Genomic DNA, 14841 nt, shown 5'->3' with positions numbered 1-14841 from the left:
GCTCCTTTGATTGATCTGATGATTTCACTATACGCCGTATAGGCAAATTCTCCATCCCGTACGATCGACACGTGGTGACCACTCGCCCGCCGCGGCTCAGCAAGGACGTGTTCGTGACCCATGCCCTGGCGCTGGCCGACCGCGAGGGCCTGCAGGCGGTCACGATCCGCCGCCTCGGGCAGGACTTCAGCGTCACGCCGATGGCGCTCTACTGGCACTTCACCGACAAGGACGGCCTGCTGGACGCCCTCGCCGACCGCCTGCTCGAGCAGGTCGAACTCCCCCAGCCGGACACCGAGTGGGATCGCGAGCTGCGCGCCATCCTCGACGCGTTCCTGGAGGCGATCCGCCCGCATCCGGAGGTCGCGGGTCTCACCCTCCGCCGGATCCTCAGCGCCGAGGAGGGCCTGACGATCGCCGAGCGGATCCTGGGCCTGCTCGAGGAAGCCGGCTACGCGCCGCATCGTGCGGCCGAGACCGGCACGTTCCTGATCTGCTCAGTGATCGCCCTGGCCGCGTCCGACCCGGCGCAGACCGGCACAGCGACCCACCTCTCCAAGCAGGACGAACTGGCGGCTCTCCCCCAGGACCGCTATCCGCGAGTGGTCGCGGCGGCCGCGGCGCTGGCGCGATGCCGCGAGCACGACGACTATTTCGAGTGGAGCCTCGACCTACTGGTCCAGGGCACCCGTACCAAGCGCCGCGACTAGCCTCTCCAACTCCGGAAGGCGATCGAACAGCTCGGGCAACCCGCGGATCCCGTTGCCCGCGGACTCCTGCGACAGCGCCAGCTCAGGCCCGGTGCTCGCCTCGACGCCGGCCAGGCAGCGCAGAACGTTCCACCTCGTGTGGCCAAGCCAGCCGCCGATCAGATACACGAACCAACTCGGCCCCGGCTCGGGCAGCTCTCCCCCGCCGGCGACGTACCCGTCGAGAACCGCGCGGAAGATCTCCGGCTGAATGTCGTCGAAGCCAGGTCCCTTGCACAGGCTCAGCGCTGTCGACCCCAGCTCACCGGACAGATCGAGCTTCCCCGACAGCTCCCAGTCGATCACGACCGGGCGCCCGTCGCGCGCGAGCAGGTTCCACGGCTGGATGTCCTTGTGTGTCAGTACGACGGGCCCCGGCCGCGGACAGGTCTCGACGAACTGAGCGATCGCCTGGAACGTCTCCACCCGCGAAGCCAACTCGTCGGCCCACGGCTGCCCGGTCGCCACGGCCTGCACAGCGAGCTCGTCCCAATCCCCCGGCGCCGGCTCTTCCACAGCCTCGTCGGGCCACTCGACATCGAGCCGATGAATCCGCGCCAGGATCTCCCCGACCTCGAACCCGTACGCCGCCGAAACCGGTGCCTCCGGCACCTTCTCGCCCTCGACCCACCGGTGCACCAGCGTGGTCTCGTCAGCAGCGACCGGCTCCGGCATCGGTACGCCGGCCGCGAACGCTGCCTTCTCGAACCGGAACACGTCGTCGACCCGGTAGGCCCAGCGCCGGTCGACGACGTTCAGTTCCTTCACCGCGAACGACCCCTGGTCGGTGTCGAGCCGGTACATCCGGTTGGCGTACCCGCCGTGCACCCGTACCGCGGGCCCGACCGGCTCCCCGAGAAACGAAAGATCCACGGCCGCAATCTAGAGCCCGCGAACCGGCCGCCGCACCGCATTTCCGCCGGGCGGCACCGCATTTCCGCAGATAGCGAAACGACGCGCGCTGTCCGAGCGGGACCAGCTCGTCGCGGTCATGCTGGAGCCAGTGAAAGCTCAGTGGCGCTTCTTCCGGGAGTACCCCGACTTTCGCCGGCTGTTCGGTGGCAGCTCGGTGTCGCTGCTGGGCTCGAGCGTGACGTCGGTGGCGCTGCCGTTGACGGCGGTCGTCGTACTGGGTGCGTCGCCGGTGCAGATGGGTCTATTGGGCGCCGCGTCGTTCTTGCCGCATTTCGTGCTGGGACTGCCGGCCGGAGTCTGGGTCGACCGGTTGCCGTACCGCCGCGTGATCGTCGCGACCGATCTCCTGGCCGCCGCCGCGCTCGCCGCGATCCCGATCCTGGCCGTGACCGGCCTGCTGAGGATCTGGCAGCTGTACGCCGTCGTACTGGTGACCGGCACTTGTGCTCTGTTCTCCGCGATCGCCGCCCAGTCGTTCGCTCCGCTGCTGCTCCCTCGGCACGAGCTTCTCGCGGCGAACAGTGCCTTCGCGCTCAGCAACTCCGTGGTGTCGACCAGCGGCAACGCTCTCGGCGGCCTCCTCGTGCAGATCCTCACCGCGCCGGTCGCGATCGCGGTGGACGCCGGCACGTTCCTCCTGTCGGCGGCGGCCAAAGCACGCATCAGCATCACCTCCGGCACCGTCGATCGCCCCAAAGAGTCCCTTGGCAGGGGAATCTGGGCCGGCGTCCGTGCCGTCGTCGAACATCCCGTACTCCGCGCAACCACGATCGCCGCCACGGTCGGCGCGCTGGCCGGTCAGATGCAGGCGGTGATCGTCGTCCTCTTCCTCGTGCGTGATCTGCAGCTCTCGCCCGGCCTGGTCGGAGTCGTCCTGGCCGTTTCCGGACTCGCAGGCATCGTCGGTGCCTCCGTCGGCGTACCGGTCACTGACCGTCTCGGCAGCGGCCCCACCTTCGTCCTCGGCATGACCTTGTCGAGCCTGGCCGGCCTCGTGCTGGCCGCAGCCACCGGACCAACCGCGCTCGTGTACGCCGTGGTCGTGCTCTCCCAGCTCCTCCGCGGCACCGGCCCGACGCTCTACGGCATCAACCAGGTCACCATCCGCCAGGTCCTGATCGGCCCCGAGTTGCTGGCCCGGACGCAGGCGACCTGGCGGTTCCTCGTCTTCGGCATGCAGCCGATCGGCGCCTTGCTCGGCGGAACACTCGGCGGCCTGCTCGGACTGCGCGCGACGCTGGTGATCAGCAGCGTGATCATGCTGATCGGTACGACGTTCGCGCTGCTCAGCCCACTGCGATCACTGCGCCGCCTCCCCCAGACCGTCTGAAACTCCGTTGCCAGCAGCCTGCCGCGGCGGTTGGGTTGGGGCATGTCCTTCCTCTCCCCCACGCTGCGCACCGACCGGCTCCGGCTCCGCGCGTTCGCCGAGTCCGACGCCGACGCGCTCTGGGCGCTGCACAGCGACGCGCACGTCCTGCGCTACTGGGACTCGCCGCCGTGGACCGACCGCGAGCGGCCGGCGAAGTTCGTCGCGGCCTGCCACCAGATGGTGGCCGACGGCACCGGTATCCGGCTGGCGGTGGACCTCGCCGACGACGACACGTTCATCGGCTGGTGCAGCTTCACCAGCTGGAACCCGGAGTTCCGCAGCGCCTCGCTCGGCTACTGCTACACCGAGTCGTCGTGGGGTCACGGCTACGCCACCGAGGCGGCGGGCGCCGTACTGGCTTGGGCGTTCGGCACCCTCGACCTGAACCGGGTGCAGGCCGAGGCCGACACCCGCAACCTCGGGTCGGCGCGGGTGCTGGAGAAGCTCGGTTTCGTCCGCGAGGGCACGCTGCGCGAGGACTGCATCGTGAACGGTGACGTGTCGGACTCGTGGGTCTACGGGTTGCTGCGGCGGGAATGGACCGCGTCACGCTGAGAGACCTCTTGCGGTGGGCATCGTTCCGGCGCGACAGTAGCGTCGATGCCGACGTCACCGGGAACACCGCAGTACGGCCTGCGCGGCCGGAACGTCGAGTGCGACGTTCTCGATCGGCTGCTGCGCGACCTGCGGTCCGGGCGGCACCAGGTTCTCGTACTGCGCGGCGAGCCGGGCGTCGGGAAGTCGGCGCTGCTGGAGTACACGCTGCGGCGCTCCTCCGGTCTTCGGGTGCTGCGGGCGACTGGTGTCGAGTACGAGATCGAGCTGGCGTACGCCGGGTTGCACCAGCTGTGCGCGCCGTTGCTCCCGCTGCGTGACCGGCTGCCCGAGCCGCAGCGCGCCGCGCTGGAGGCGGCGTTCGGCCTGGGCCCGCAGGCGCCGGCCGACAGGTTCCTGGTCGGGCTGGCGGTGCTCGGCCTGATCTCCGAGGCGGCCGACGAGCAACCCGTGCTGTGTGTGGTCGACGACGCGCAGTGGCTGGACCGGGAGTCGGTGCAGACGATCGCGTTCATCGCCCGGCGGCTGCTGGCCGAGCCGGTGGGCATGGTGATCGCTGTGCGTCCCAGCCAGGGACAGGAGCTGGTGGGACTCACGGAGCTGCCCGTCGGTGGGCTGGACGCAACAGATGCGCGGGCACTGCTCGACGCGGCCTGGCCTGGTCGGCTGGACGAGCAGGTACGGGACCGGGTGATCGCTGAGTCTGGCGGGCTCCCGCTGGCGCTCCTGGAACTCCCCCGCGGGCTGAGCCCCGCTGAGCTGGCCGGTGGGTTCGAGCTGCCCGGTGGAGCACCACTGACGGCACAGATCGAGCAGAGCTTCGTACGGCAGTTCGAGTCGCTGCCGGACGATGCGCGGCTGCTCCTGCTGGCTGCTGCTGCCGAGCCGCTCGGTGACGTCGGGCTGCTGCTGCGTGCAGCGGAGCTGCTTGAGCTGGACGAGCAGGCCGCTGTTGTCGTGCAGGCTGCTGGGCTGGTTGAGCTCGGCGCCCACGTCCGGTTCCGGCACCCGCTGGTGCGCTCCGGTGTGTACCGGGCGGCCAGTGTGGTCGACCGGTTGAAGGTGCACCGCGCGCTGGCCGATGCGACCGACGCCGAGCGTGATCCCGATCGCCGGGCCTGGCACCGCGGCCACGCGACGTACGGGCTGGACGAGTCGGTCGCCGCTGAGCTGGAGCGCTCTGCTGGACGTGCTGAAGCTCGTGGTGGGATCGCCGCGGCCGCGCAGTTCCTGGAACGCGCGGCCGAGCTGACTCCGGACCCGGCGCGCCGTGGCCGGCGTGCGCTGGCCGCAGCACGAGCCAGGAACGAGTCGGGTGCGCTGGAGGCTGCTCACCGGTTGCTGGCTGCTGCGGAGGCGTGCCCGCAGGACGACCTCGGGCGTGCTCAGCTGGCTCGGTTGCGCGCGCAGCTGGTGTTCGCGCGCAACCGTGGGATCGATGCGCCGCCACTACTGATCGAGGCGGCCGACAAGCTCGCGCCGTACGACGCTGAGGCTGCGCGCGAGTGCTACCTGGAGGCGCTCGGCGCCACCATCTACGCCGGTCGCCTGCATCGCGGCATCGGTTCGCTGGAGGTCGCGACCGCTGCGCGTAAGGCGCCGGGTGGGCAGGAGCCGCTCCGCCCGACGGACCTGCTGCTCGAGGGCTTGGCGATCCGGGTGACAGACGGTTACGACGCCGGAATCGCGCCGCTGCGGCGTGCGCTGGAGGCGTTCGGGCCGGACTCCGGTGTGCAGGACCACGAGTTCCTGCGCTGGTGCTACCTGAGCTGGATCGCGGCGGCGGACCTGTGGGACGAGGTGCGGATGGAGGAGCTGGCGACGCGGGCGGTGCGGCTGTGCCGGCGGTCCGGTGCGCTCGCCACGCTGCCGCTGGCGCTCGGGTACGAGGCTGTCGTGCGGGTGCACGCTGGGGAGTTCGCGGCGGCGGCTGTGTTGCTCGACGAGAGCGACGCGATCGTGAAGGCGACCGGAAGCCCGGCGGTGCGGTACCCGCTGTACCTGCTGACCGCCTGGCGTGGGGTGGCGCCCGATGTGCTGCGGGAGATGTACGACCACGACCTGGAGGGGCTGGCCGACCGCGGTGAGGGCCGGGGACTGTACGGCGGCGCTGGGTACGCGAACGCGGCGTCGTACAACGGGCTCGGCCAGTACGACGCTGCGCTGGCTGCTGCTCGCTCTGCCTGCGAGTACGACGACCTGGGCGTCTACGGCTTCGCTCTGATCGAGCTGGTCGAGGCTGCCGTCCGGAGCGGAGTGCCGGACGAGGCGCAGGACGCGCTGCGGCGGCTGGAGGAGCGGACGAGTGCGGCGGGGACGGACTGGGCGCTCGGCGTACAGGCTCGGTCGCGGGCGCTGCTGAGCGATGGCGACGCAGCTGAAGAGAGCTACCGGGAGGCGCTGACTCGGCTGGGCAGGACTCGGGTGACTGTGCAGCTGGCGCGGGCGCACCTCGTGTACGGCGAATGGCTACGGCGCTCGAACCGGCGGGTCGATGCACGGCAGCAGCTGCGCACGGCGTACGAGCTGTTCGTCGGGATCGGAGCTCAGTCCTACGCCGAACGCGCGCGGCGCGAGCTGGCCGGGGTCGGCGACATCGCGCGCGGGCGCGGCGACGTGAGCCGCAGTGTGCTGACGCGTCAGGAGTCGCAGATCGCGCGGCTCGCGCGGGAGGGGCTGACGAACCCGGCGATCGGTGCGGAGCTCTACCTGAGCCGGCACACGGTGGAGTGGCACCTGCGGAAGGTGTTCACCAAGCTCGGCATCAACTCGCGTAAGCAGCTCGTGGACCTGCCGGCGAACCGGCTCAACTCGGCTTGAGCTCGCCGGCCAGGGTGGAGAGCTCGTCCTGGAAGCGGGTCATCGCGTCGCCGTGCAGGAGCGTTCCCCAGCTCACCCGTGCGATGCCCATCGTGGCCAGCTCGTCCGGTGGAGGCGTGAGTGGGAGGCGGAGGACGTTCACCGGGCCGTCGACTGCTTCTGTGAAGCGGCGTAGTGAGTCCTGCTCCCACAGGAGGATCGGGTAGACGCAGTCGGCGCCCGCTGCGAGGTAGGCATGGGCGCGCTCGATCGCTGCTGGGATGAGTTCGGCCAGCTGCTCTGGGCCTGCGCCGCCGAGGAACGGCCCGACGAACAGGTCTATGCGAGCGTTGATCACCAGCGGGAAGCCGGCGTCCGTTGCTGCGTTGCGTACTGCTGCCAGCCAGTCCGCCTGCTCCTGCAGCGGGCGGAGCGCTCCGGCGGCCGTGTAGTCGGTGTCCTCCAGGTTGCAGCCGGCTGCGCCGAGCTGCTGAAGCTTGGCGACGAGTTCTGTCGGCTGCAGGCCGTAGCCGGCCTCTGCATCCACAGTGACCGGTACGTCGACGCCGCGCGCGATGCGGGCCGCCGCAGCGAACATCTCGTCGGCCGGCGCGTTCTCTTGGTCGTCGTACCCGAGAGTGGCGGCCACTCCCCCGCTGGTCGTCGCGACCACCGGGAAGCCGGCCGCGACGGTGGCTCTGGCGGTGGCGACGTCCCAGGCGTTCGCGAGCAGCAGCGGATCACCAGGTCGGTGCAGCGCGCGGAGCTGGTCGCAGTGCTGCTGGAGAAGTGGATTCATGGCGCCTGCCTTCCTCACGGTCAGGCTAACCGCGGCCTGTGGATGAACGCCACAGCTTGTCGGCGGTCTGTGAAAGGCTTTGGACTCGGGCAATTTCACCAGGAAGGGGCCGGCTGTGAAGCTACTGCTCACGTCGTCGGGGATCAGCAACCAGAGCATCTCGACCGCGCTCACCGAGCTGCTGGGCAAGCCGGTCGCGGAGTCGACCGCGCTGTTCGTGCCCTCCGCGATGTACCCGTTCCCAGGCAGCGGCCGGTCGGTGTGGGACGCGATGACGGGCAGCCGGGCCGATCGGGTCTGCGGGCTGGGCTGGAAGTCGCTCGGTGTCCTGGAGCTGACGGCGCTGCCGACCGTCCGCGAGGAGAACTGGGTGCCGATGGTCCAGGAGGCCGACGCGCTGCTCGTCTGGGGCGGGCACGTGCGCTACCTGACGTACTGGATGCGGCAGTCCGGGCTGGCCGATCTGCTGCCGTCGTGGGACGGCGTGTACGTCGGGGTGAGCGCCGGGTCGATCGCGATGACGCCGTACAACTGCGACGCCGAGTTCAACCTGCAGTTCATCCCGGACGGCCACGAGATGGCGCTCGGCGCGGAGAAGTCGCTGGGGCTGGTGGACTTCACGCTCTACCCGCATCTCAACCACCCGGACATGGAGGACACGACGCCGGCGAACATCGAGAAGTGGGCGTCGGGGATTCCGGCGCCGACGTACGCGATCGACGACGACACCGCGATCAAGGTCGTCGACGGGACCGTCGAGGTGATCTCGGAAGGCGACTGGAAGTTGTTCAACGGCTGATGCGCTGCTTGTTCTCCTTCACCGGTGGCAGCGGGCACGCGCTGCCGTTGATGCCGATCGCCCGGGCGCTGCGGGCGCGTGGGCACGAGGTGCTGTTCACGTGTCAGACGGCGATGCTCGACACGGTCCGGGCGGCCGGGTTCGAGGCTGTGGACAGCGGTGGTCCCTCGCTGACTTCTTCGGAGTACCGCGGTCCGCTGGTTCCGGTCGATCGGACTGCCGAGGGTGAGGTCCTGCGGACGGGCTTCGCGGGGCGGATCGCCGGGCAGCGGGCGTTTCGGATCGTGGCGGCCGGGGAGTCGTTCGGTGCAGAGGTGGTGGTGCGGGACGAGGTCGACTTCGGTGCGGCGGTCGCGGCGGAGCGGCTGGGGATTCCGCATGCGTCGGTGATCGTGCTGGCAGCGGGTGGGATGTTGACGCCGGAGCTTGTCGACGAGCCGCTCCAGACTCTGCGCGGCGAGCTGGGGTTGGCGCCGGATCACGGGTTCCTGAACCGATATCTGACGATCTCACCGGTGATGCCCTCGTTCCGGGGCGCGCCGCTGCCAGGGCAGCAGGAGCGCGTTCCCTCCGGTGCCGGTCCAGCAGGTGCTCCGTCGGCGCTGGTGATCCGGCCGGAGGTTTCGGCCGAGACACACTCGGGACTCACGTCGTGGCTGGAGAGGCAGCCGAAGCGGCCGCTGGTCTACTTCACGCTCGGCACGATCTTCCACCAGGAGTCCGGCGACCTGTTCCCGCGCGTACTGTCCGGCCTCGAGCAGCTCGACGCGAACGTGGTCGTCACGGTCGGCCGCGAGGTCGACCCGGCCGAGCTCGGCACGCGGAAGGACAACGTGCTCGTCGAGCGGTTCGTGCCGCAGGGCGCGGTGGTCCCGCAGGCTGCCGCCGTCGTGTCCCACGCCGGGTCGGGGACGGTCGTGTCGTCGCTGGCGTGCGGCGTACCGCTGGTGTTGCTTCCGCTCGGCGCCGATCAGCCCTGGAACGCGGATCGTTGTGAGGCGCTCGGCGTCGGCCAGGTCCTCGATCCGTTGACGGTGTCGCCCGCCGAGGTGGCGGCGTCGGTGAACGACGTGCTGACCACGGTGTCCTACCGGGAGGCGGCTCGCTCGCTCCAGACCGAGGCCGAGTCCTTGCCGAACGCCGAGGCCGCGGCCGACGCTGTCGAAAAGCTCGTCTGACAGGAGAACGCTGATGGGGAAGACAGTCCTGTACGCCGCGGTCTCGGCCGACGGCTACGTCGGTCTCCCGGACGGCGGCATCGGCCCACTGTTCGACTGGTTCGGCAGCGGCGACGTCGCGTGGAACTGGCTCGGCCTGGAGATGCGCACCGCCCAGGCGACCGCGGACTTCCTCCGCACGGTCTACGAGCCCGAAATCGGAGCGATGGTCGTCGGCCGCTACGTCTTCGACCAAACCAACGGCTGGGACGGCGAGGCCGTCGCCGGCGACCACGTCTTCGTGGTGACCCACAAGCCCCCGACCGACTGGGAGTACTCCGGGAAGGCACCGTTCACCTTCGTCACCGACGGCGTCGCCTCCGCGATCGCCCAGGCCCGCGAAGTCGCCGGCGACCGGGTCGTCGACGTAGCCGCCGGAAACGTCGGCGGCCAAGCGCTGCGCCTGGGCCTGATCGACCAGGTGGCGATGAACGTCGTCCCGGTCGTCTTCGGCGAAGGCCGCCCGTTCTTCGGCGAGGCCACGGGCGAGGTGACACTCGCTGGTCCGTCGGTTGTCGCGCAAGGGCACGGGGTCACCCACCTGCTGTACGACGTACCGAAGACCTAGACGTGCATGCCCTCGGCCGATGCAACTGCGCGTTTATCGCGTTGCGGGGCTGATTGCCGCCCGCCTAGCGTGGCCGGATGACGACTTGGGTGCAGGCGCTCTGTTTCGACGCGAACAACCCCGAGCTGCTCGCGCGGTTCTGGGCCGGCGTGCTGCAGCTGGAGGTCGCCGACGACGCGAGCGGCGGAAAGGTGCTGCCGGCGCAAGACACCCAAGCGGGGTTCGCGCTGCGCTTCCTCCCGGTGCCGAACGAGAAGTGGGGACCGAACCAGTGCCACTTCGACCTGACCAGCGCGACCGCCGAGGACCAGCGAGCGACAGTTGAACGCGCACTGGCCCTCGGCGGCAAGCACATCGACATCGGCCAGACCCCCGACGACGGGCACGTCGTACTCGCTGACCCCGAAGGCAACGAGTTCTGCGTGATTGAGCCCGGTAACAACTTCCTCGCCAACACCGCCGCGATCGGCGCCCTCTCCAGCGACGGCACCCAAGCAGTCGGCTACTTCTGGAGCAAGGCCCTCGACTGGCCGCTCGTCTGGGACCAGGACGAGGAGACCGCCATCCAGTCCCCGCACGGAGGCTCGAAGATCTCCTGGGGCGGCCCACCCGTCGCCGAGAAACTCGGCCGCAACCGCCTCCACCTCGAACTCGCCACCGACGACGTCCGCGCCGAGGCCGACCGCCTGGTCACCCTCGGCGCGACCGTGACCAGCGAGCTCGCCGCGGGCCTCGAACTCACCGACCCCGACGGCAACGAGTTCCGGCTGATCCCCGCGCGCTGATCAATCCCGCGTGAAGACCGCGTGGATCGTCAGCTTGTTCTTCAGCGACGCCATCCCGAACAGGTTGTACGTCAGCCCGTAGTCACCGCGATCGATCACCACCTCCGCGTCGACTGTCGCCTCGCCGTCCCCGATCGAGACCGCCGCCTCGAACGACACCGGACGCGTCCGATCCCGAACCGTCAACGTCCCGCTGAGGGTGACAGTCCGCGCCTGGGCGTCGACCAGACTGCTCTCCACCCGAAACACGATGTCGGGAAACTCCACCACCCCGAGCATCTCCGCACTCCGCAGATGCTTGTCGCGCCGCTGATGATCGGTGTCGATCGACCCCGCCGCGACGGTCACCGTCCCACTGACCCGCCCGTCCGCCGTCACGCTCCCCTCCCCCGCGACGGTCCGGAAGACACCGTGCACCGGCGACAGCCCCCAGGTCGTCCTGGAGTCGAGCGCGACCGTCGTTCGGTGCGGGTCAAGGCTCCAGATCCCGGCCTGGAGGTACTGCTGATGGTCCGCGAGAGTCACAGCCGATCCTTTCGGTTACTTTTTGTTCGTAACCGCATGGTGTGACACTTTTGGGAGGCGTACAAAAGGCACACCAAGGTGCCCAACCGGAGGCGCATGTGCCCGTCGACAACGAAGACCGCCCACCCTGCGAGAGCCCCGAAGGCCGCTTCGTCCGCGAGATCCTGCAACGCGTCGGCGACAAGTGGACCCTCCTGGTGATCGGCAACCTCCGCGACCGCCCGGTCCGCTTCACCACCCTCCAACAGGCGTCAGAAGGCATCTCCCAACGCATGCTCACCCTGACCCTCCGCCAACTCCAACGCGACGGCCTCATCACCCGAACCGTGTACGCCGAGGTCCCACCCCGAGTCGAGTACGCCCTCACCCCACTGGGCCGCAGCCTCGTCCCGCCAGTCCTCGCCCTGATGACCTGGGCCACCGAGAATGCCGAAGAGATCCGCCACCACCGAGAAACCACCGACCAGGCACCCGCGCTCTGATCAGCCCCCGAGCACCTCGGCAATCATCCGCAACCCCTGCCGCTCGTACTCCTCCGCACCAACCTGATGCGCCCAGACCGTCGTACTGATCGCCTCACGCACTCGGTGCCGCCGCCAGCTGCCCGCCTCACGCGGATCACCCCCGTACCCCGCAAGGAATGCACCCTCCAGCGCGGCGCCGCTGCCGTCCTCCGACCGAAACTGCTGCGCACTCAGCCGCCCGAAATCACCCCAAGCCGGGCGCAGCTCAGCCCGCCCGAAGTCGATCGCACTCACCGCGCCCTCATGCACCAACCAGTTCCGCGGCTGCCAATCCCCATGCGTCGGCACAAGCGTGGACGGTGGCGTCGGCCAAGACTCCACCTCCACCCGAAGCCGCCGCTCGTCAGCCGGCGCGATCCGATGAGGCCGAGACAGCCAGTAGAACGCCCGCTCCTGCTCAGCCGCCTCGAACTCGTGATCCTCAACAGCCAACTGACCATGCAACATCGCCAGCAGCTGCCCAGCCTGCTCGTACGTCGCCGCAAGCCGCTCGTGCCCGGTGCCTTCAACCAGCTCGCCCGGAAGGTACGCAGTGACCAGCAGCTTGGCCTCGACATCACCGTGAACGAGCTCAGGCGCCCGCCCGATCACCCGCCAGGGCCGGAGCCACTCGCGATGAGCCTGCAACTCACGAGCGATGTTCGTGTCGTCAGCATCACCGGCCTTCGCGATGTACCGCTCACCACCCTGCTCCAGCAGAAGCACAGTCGTCCCCACCAGCCCCCAACTGAGGTCCTTCACCACCGAGACCCCCGGCAACCATCCCTCGAGCAACTCCCGCTGCTCGCCACTCAGCCCACTCATCTCCGAGTCCTTCCGTACGCCGCCAACAGCCGATCGACAAGCAAGTCGCCGCCCAGTTGAGCTCGCTGGCTGCCGTGCTTGGCCTCGTCGGGCAGCTGTCCGGTCACCTGAGCCTGCCGGCCGCGCTCCTCGTTGGCGCGCCGGTTTGCCGGCCGCCCGCGCCGGTTCCCTCCGTCGGCGCGCTGGTTTGCCGGTCGCCCGTGCAGGTTCCGTCCGTCGGCGCTGGTGCCGTACGTGCCCATCGCCTGCATCTCGGCCAGGTGGGGCTCGACGAGTGCCCACAGGTTCTCGGCCAGCTCCGGGTCGAGTGCATCGCCCTGGCCGGCGCCCACGGTCAGGTCCCAGCCGTGGACGACCAGTTCGCCCAGGCGGAAGCGGGCGAAGGTGGCGTAGTCGATGTCGCGGCTCGGGTGGTGGAACAGACGAGTGCGGTCGGCGTCGGCGAAGGCTGCGAGTTGGGCTGCGCAGGTTGTACGGAGGACCGCGAGGCGATCGACCGGTGGATTGTCGAGGTCAGCGGTGGCTTCGGCCGCGGTGGCGCCGCCGAGCAGACGGGTGGCGAAGATGTTGCCGGCAACCACGTGGTCCATGACCTCCACGACGGAGATGTCGCAGGGCGTGTGATTCCCGAACGCTGCGCTGGGGATTCCCTCGGCGCGCACCAGGAAATCGGCAGTCGCTCGGGCGAGGAAGTCGGTGAGGGTCAGTCCCATCGGGCGGTCTCCGGGTCGATTCCGTGAGCTGAGGCATTGGCGTCGACGATCGCCTGGAGCCACGTGGTCAGCCCCGGCTCCAGGTGGTCGTAGTACTCCGGCGTGAAGCTGCGCACCATGCAGACCTGCATCGCGTGCGTGCAGTCGAAGTGCTGCGCGATCGTCTCCCGATGCCGTTCGGCCAGCGCGTTCGCGGCCGGCGAGCCGGCGGCGACACCCTCGCGAAACGCCGCCGCGAGGTCAGCGTTGAACGCCTCGACGCAAGCGGTGAGCTCCTGCCAATCCGCGACCGTCCGCTCAGCCGCGCGTACGGCGTACTGGTCCCACTGCGGCGTCCCGGCCCACCGCTCCTCGGCCTCGTTGACCCACTCCGTGCGCCACGTGGCGCCGAAGATCTCCGACTGCTGCTCGGGCGTGAGCTGGATCCCCTTGCCACCGGCATCGAGCATGCGATCGACCGCCTTCAACATCGTCTGAAGGCGGTCGATCTGCGTGGTGAGCTCGGTCCGCTGACGCCGCAAGTGCTCCTGCGGATCAGCAGCCGGGTCGTCCAACACCTGCGCGATGTCGGAGAGCGCGATCCCGAGCTCCCGGTAGACGAGCACGCGATGGATCCGGGCGACGTCGGCAGCGGAGTACACCCGATACCCCGCACTCGTCCGCCCGCTCGGCACGACGAGCCCGATCGCGTCCCAGTGGTGCAGCGTGCGCACACTGATCCCCACCAGCGCCGCCGCTCCCCCGATGGTGAGGCTGTCCGTCATGGGTTCAGTCTGGTACGTCGATCCCGATCGCGCGCAGATTTTCCCGGCTAGCCTCGTCGTGCACCCGAGCAGCGGTCATCACCACGCGAGTGTTCTCCGGCGTGAACACGGTCAGCTCCAGCGAGTTCCAGAGCTTCACCTCCGGCCCGACCGTCCGCCCCGGCGTGAGCGCCTCACAGTCCTCCGCGATCTCGTCGATCTGACTCAGCACGCACGAGAAACTGACCGCAAGCCCCGGCGCCTGAGCCGGCGTCTCCCCAGGAACAAGCAACACATCCTGAAACGCCCACCGCCGCAGGTGCGTGACCTGCCCAGGCACGCTGAACAGATCGATGAACCCAAGCCCCCGAGTCCAGAAGTCCTTGGAGGCCTCCAGGTCGTCGGTCGGCACGATGGTGAACATCGGCATCGGATAGATGGTCCGGTACACCTCAGGCGCGACGACGTCGGGCCCGGGCATCGGTACTGGGCTGATGAATTCCATACCCGAACGCTCCAGCCTGACGCCGCGTCAGGGTCAAGCCGAATGACGACTAGGACTACCTAGATCGTCAGCACGGCTACGCCGACCGATTCGATTCCCGTGAGGCGGTCTAGGCCTACAGCCTTCTCTCTCCTCGGACAACGGCTCTCTTATCGAACACCGCCCCTGGCGAACCAGCACCTGTTTCCGCACCGGCGTAGTCGACCTGATCGGCCGCCACTGGCTGCTAGCACACCACGCACACGAGCATGTGACGACCATCGATGCCTCACGAGACCAGATCACCCAGCGACCATTACTCGCTAAGGCGAGCCCAACCATAACGGCCCTGTTCAGATCGACCACGCCAACCGGCAGTGAGGTACCACTCTGCAACTGCGACGTTCCCACACCTCATCCGAGCAGCTGATGGTATTGCAGATTCCGAGGTCGCGGACGGCTGTGAGGCACGCCTCGGTCGCTGCGCGGT

At 69.2% G+C, this 14841-nt stretch carries 16 protein-coding genes; 9 read left to right on the top strand and 7 right to left on the bottom strand.

Annotated features, from left to right (window positions below; translation table 11 throughout):
• Positions 1 to 71: 71 nt before the first annotated feature.
• On the top strand, positions 72 to 710 hold the full coding sequence (locus ACZ6Z4_RS10425; protein ID WP_465561099.1) for a TetR/AcrR family transcriptional regulator: 639 nt from the start codon (positions 72 to 74) through the stop codon (positions 708 to 710).
• Here the strand turns inward: ACZ6Z4_RS10425 and ACZ6Z4_RS10420 are convergent.
• The gene (locus ACZ6Z4_RS10420; protein ID WP_465561096.1) at positions 672 to 1622 is read right to left on the bottom strand and encodes a phosphotransferase family protein; all 951 of its coding nucleotides are present in this window, start codon (positions 1620 to 1622) and stop codon (positions 672 to 674) included. The two genes, ACZ6Z4_RS10425 and ACZ6Z4_RS10420, sit on opposite strands and share 39 nt — an antisense overlap.
• Before the next feature lie 130 nt (positions 1623 to 1752).
• Here ACZ6Z4_RS10420 and ACZ6Z4_RS10415 point away from each other — a divergent pair, with 130 nt between their 5' ends.
• From ACZ6Z4_RS10415 to ACZ6Z4_RS10405, 3 genes are read left to right on the top strand one after another with little or no spacing between them, the layout of a single operon-like run.
• The gene (locus ACZ6Z4_RS10415) at positions 1753 to 2994 is read left to right on the top strand and encodes an MFS transporter (protein ID WP_465561093.1); all 1242 of its coding nucleotides are present in this window, start codon (positions 1753 to 1755) and stop codon (positions 2992 to 2994) included.
• A gap of 42 nt (positions 2995 to 3036) precedes the next feature.
• A complete protein-coding gene (locus tag ACZ6Z4_RS10410; protein ID WP_465561090.1) occupies positions 3037 to 3591 on the top strand; it encodes a GNAT family N-acetyltransferase in 555 nt (184 codons plus the stop codon).
• A 45-nt stretch (positions 3592 to 3636) separates the two neighbouring features.
• Entirely contained in the window at positions 3637 to 6411 is a 2775-nt protein-coding gene (locus ACZ6Z4_RS10405; RefSeq protein ID WP_465561087.1) for an ATP-binding protein, read from the top strand.
• On the opposite strand, the gene ACZ6Z4_RS10400 is transcribed toward ACZ6Z4_RS10405, so the two are convergent.
• A complete protein-coding gene (locus tag ACZ6Z4_RS10400) occupies positions 6398 to 7189 on the bottom strand; it encodes an isocitrate lyase/PEP mutase family protein (protein ID WP_465561084.1) in 792 nt (263 codons plus the stop codon). The genes ACZ6Z4_RS10405 and ACZ6Z4_RS10400 overlap by 14 nt on opposite strands.
• Positions 7190 to 7304: 115 nt before the next feature.
• Here ACZ6Z4_RS10400 and ACZ6Z4_RS10395 point away from each other — a divergent pair, with 115 nt between their 5' ends.
• From ACZ6Z4_RS10395 to ACZ6Z4_RS10380, 4 genes are all read left to right on the top strand, one after another.
• Entirely contained in the window at positions 7305 to 7988 is a 684-nt protein-coding gene (locus tag ACZ6Z4_RS10395) for a Type 1 glutamine amidotransferase-like domain-containing protein (RefSeq protein WP_465561081.1), read from the top strand.
• Positions 7988 to 9166, top strand: coding sequence for a glycosyltransferase (locus ACZ6Z4_RS10390; protein WP_465561079.1), 1179 nt, complete (start codon positions 7988 to 7990; stop codon positions 9164 to 9166). The genes ACZ6Z4_RS10395 and ACZ6Z4_RS10390 overlap by 1 nt, the downstream gene beginning before the upstream one ends.
• A gap of 13 nt (positions 9167 to 9179) precedes the next feature.
• Positions 9180 to 9773 (top strand): dihydrofolate reductase family protein, encoded by a 594-nt coding sequence (locus tag ACZ6Z4_RS10385; RefSeq protein WP_465561076.1) that lies wholly within the window; start codon positions 9180 to 9182, stop codon positions 9771 to 9773.
• A gap of 77 nt (positions 9774 to 9850) precedes the next feature.
• Positions 9851 to 10558, top strand: coding sequence for a VOC family protein (locus tag ACZ6Z4_RS10380; protein ID WP_465561074.1), 708 nt, complete (start codon positions 9851 to 9853; stop codon positions 10556 to 10558).
• Here ACZ6Z4_RS10380 and ACZ6Z4_RS10375 read toward each other — a convergent pair whose 3' ends face one another.
• Entirely contained in the window at positions 10559 to 11083 is a 525-nt protein-coding gene (locus ACZ6Z4_RS10375; RefSeq protein WP_465561071.1) for a YceI family protein, read from the bottom strand. It lies immediately after the preceding gene.
• Positions 11084 to 11181: 98 nt separating this feature from the next.
• Between ACZ6Z4_RS10375 and ACZ6Z4_RS10370 the strand changes: the two genes are divergently transcribed.
• Positions 11182 to 11565 (top strand): winged helix-turn-helix transcriptional regulator, encoded by a 384-nt coding sequence (locus tag ACZ6Z4_RS10370; protein WP_465561069.1) that lies wholly within the window; start codon positions 11182 to 11184, stop codon positions 11563 to 11565.
• Here the strand turns inward: ACZ6Z4_RS10370 and ACZ6Z4_RS10365 are convergent, their stop codons facing one another.
• From ACZ6Z4_RS10365 to ACZ6Z4_RS10350, 4 genes are read right to left on the bottom strand one after another with little or no spacing between them, the layout of a single operon-like run.
• On the bottom strand, positions 11566 to 12411 hold the full coding sequence (locus ACZ6Z4_RS10365; RefSeq protein ID WP_465561066.1) for a phosphotransferase: 846 nt from the start codon (positions 12409 to 12411) through the stop codon (positions 11566 to 11568).
• Positions 12408 to 13124: a maleylpyruvate isomerase N-terminal domain-containing protein gene (locus tag ACZ6Z4_RS10360; RefSeq protein ID WP_465561063.1), complete on the bottom strand. Its 717-nt coding sequence runs from the start codon at positions 13122 to 13124 to the stop codon at positions 12408 to 12410. Before ACZ6Z4_RS10360 ends, ACZ6Z4_RS10365 begins: the two co-directional genes overlap by 4 nt.
• Positions 13115 to 13888, bottom strand: a complete 774-nt coding sequence (locus ACZ6Z4_RS10355; protein ID WP_465561061.1) for a MerR family transcriptional regulator — start codon at positions 13886 to 13888, stop codon at positions 13115 to 13117. Before ACZ6Z4_RS10355 ends, ACZ6Z4_RS10360 begins: the two co-directional genes overlap by 10 nt.
• A gap of 4 nt (positions 13889 to 13892) precedes the next feature.
• Positions 13893 to 14372 carry a VOC family protein gene (locus ACZ6Z4_RS10350; RefSeq protein WP_465561060.1) on the bottom strand — a complete coding sequence of 160 codons (480 nt, stop codon included), beginning with the start codon at positions 14370 to 14372 and terminating at the stop codon, positions 13893 to 13895.
• Positions 14373 to 14841: the final 469 nt, after the last annotated feature.

The sequence above is a fragment of the Kribbella sp. NPDC104740 genome (assembly GCF_055583505.1).
The sequence above is the reverse complement of the archived record's forward strand: the minus strand, read 5'-3'. Positions and strand labels throughout refer to the sequence as shown.

Bases quoted from the DNA above. Each gene is read 5' to 3' on its own strand.
- ACZ6Z4_RS10355 (WP_465561061.1), bottom strand. From the start codon at position 13,888: ATGACGGACAGCCTCACCATCGGGGGAGCGGCGGCGCTGGTGGGGATC.
- ACZ6Z4_RS10380 (WP_465561074.1), top strand. From the start codon at position 9,851: ATGACGACTTGGGTGCAGGCGCTCTGTTTCGACGCGAACAACCCCGAG.
- ACZ6Z4_RS10385 (WP_465561076.1), top strand. From the start codon at position 9,180: ATGGGGAAGACAGTCCTGTACGCCGCGGTCTCGGCCGACGGCTACGTC.
- ACZ6Z4_RS10365 (WP_465561066.1), bottom strand. From the start codon at position 12,411: ATGAGTGGGCTGAGTGGCGAGCAGCGGGAGTTGCTCGAGGGATGGTTG.
- ACZ6Z4_RS10350 (WP_465561060.1), bottom strand. From the start codon at position 14,372: ATGGAATTCATCAGCCCAGTACCGATGCCCGGGCCCGACGTCGTCGCG.
- ACZ6Z4_RS10400 (WP_465561084.1), bottom strand. From the start codon at position 7,189: ATGAATCCACTTCTCCAGCAGCACTGCGACCAGCTCCGCGCGCTGCAC.
- ACZ6Z4_RS10405 (WP_465561087.1), top strand. From the start codon at position 3,637: ATGCCGACGTCACCGGGAACACCGCAGTACGGCCTGCGCGGCCGGAAC.
- ACZ6Z4_RS10390 (WP_465561079.1), top strand. From the start codon at position 7,988: ATGCGCTGCTTGTTCTCCTTCACCGGTGGCAGCGGGCACGCGCTGCCG.
- ACZ6Z4_RS10360 (WP_465561063.1), bottom strand. From the start codon at position 13,124: ATGGGACTGACCCTCACCGACTTCCTCGCCCGAGCGACTGCCGATTTC.
- ACZ6Z4_RS10410 (WP_465561090.1), top strand. From the start codon at position 3,037: ATGTCCTTCCTCTCCCCCACGCTGCGCACCGACCGGCTCCGGCTCCGC.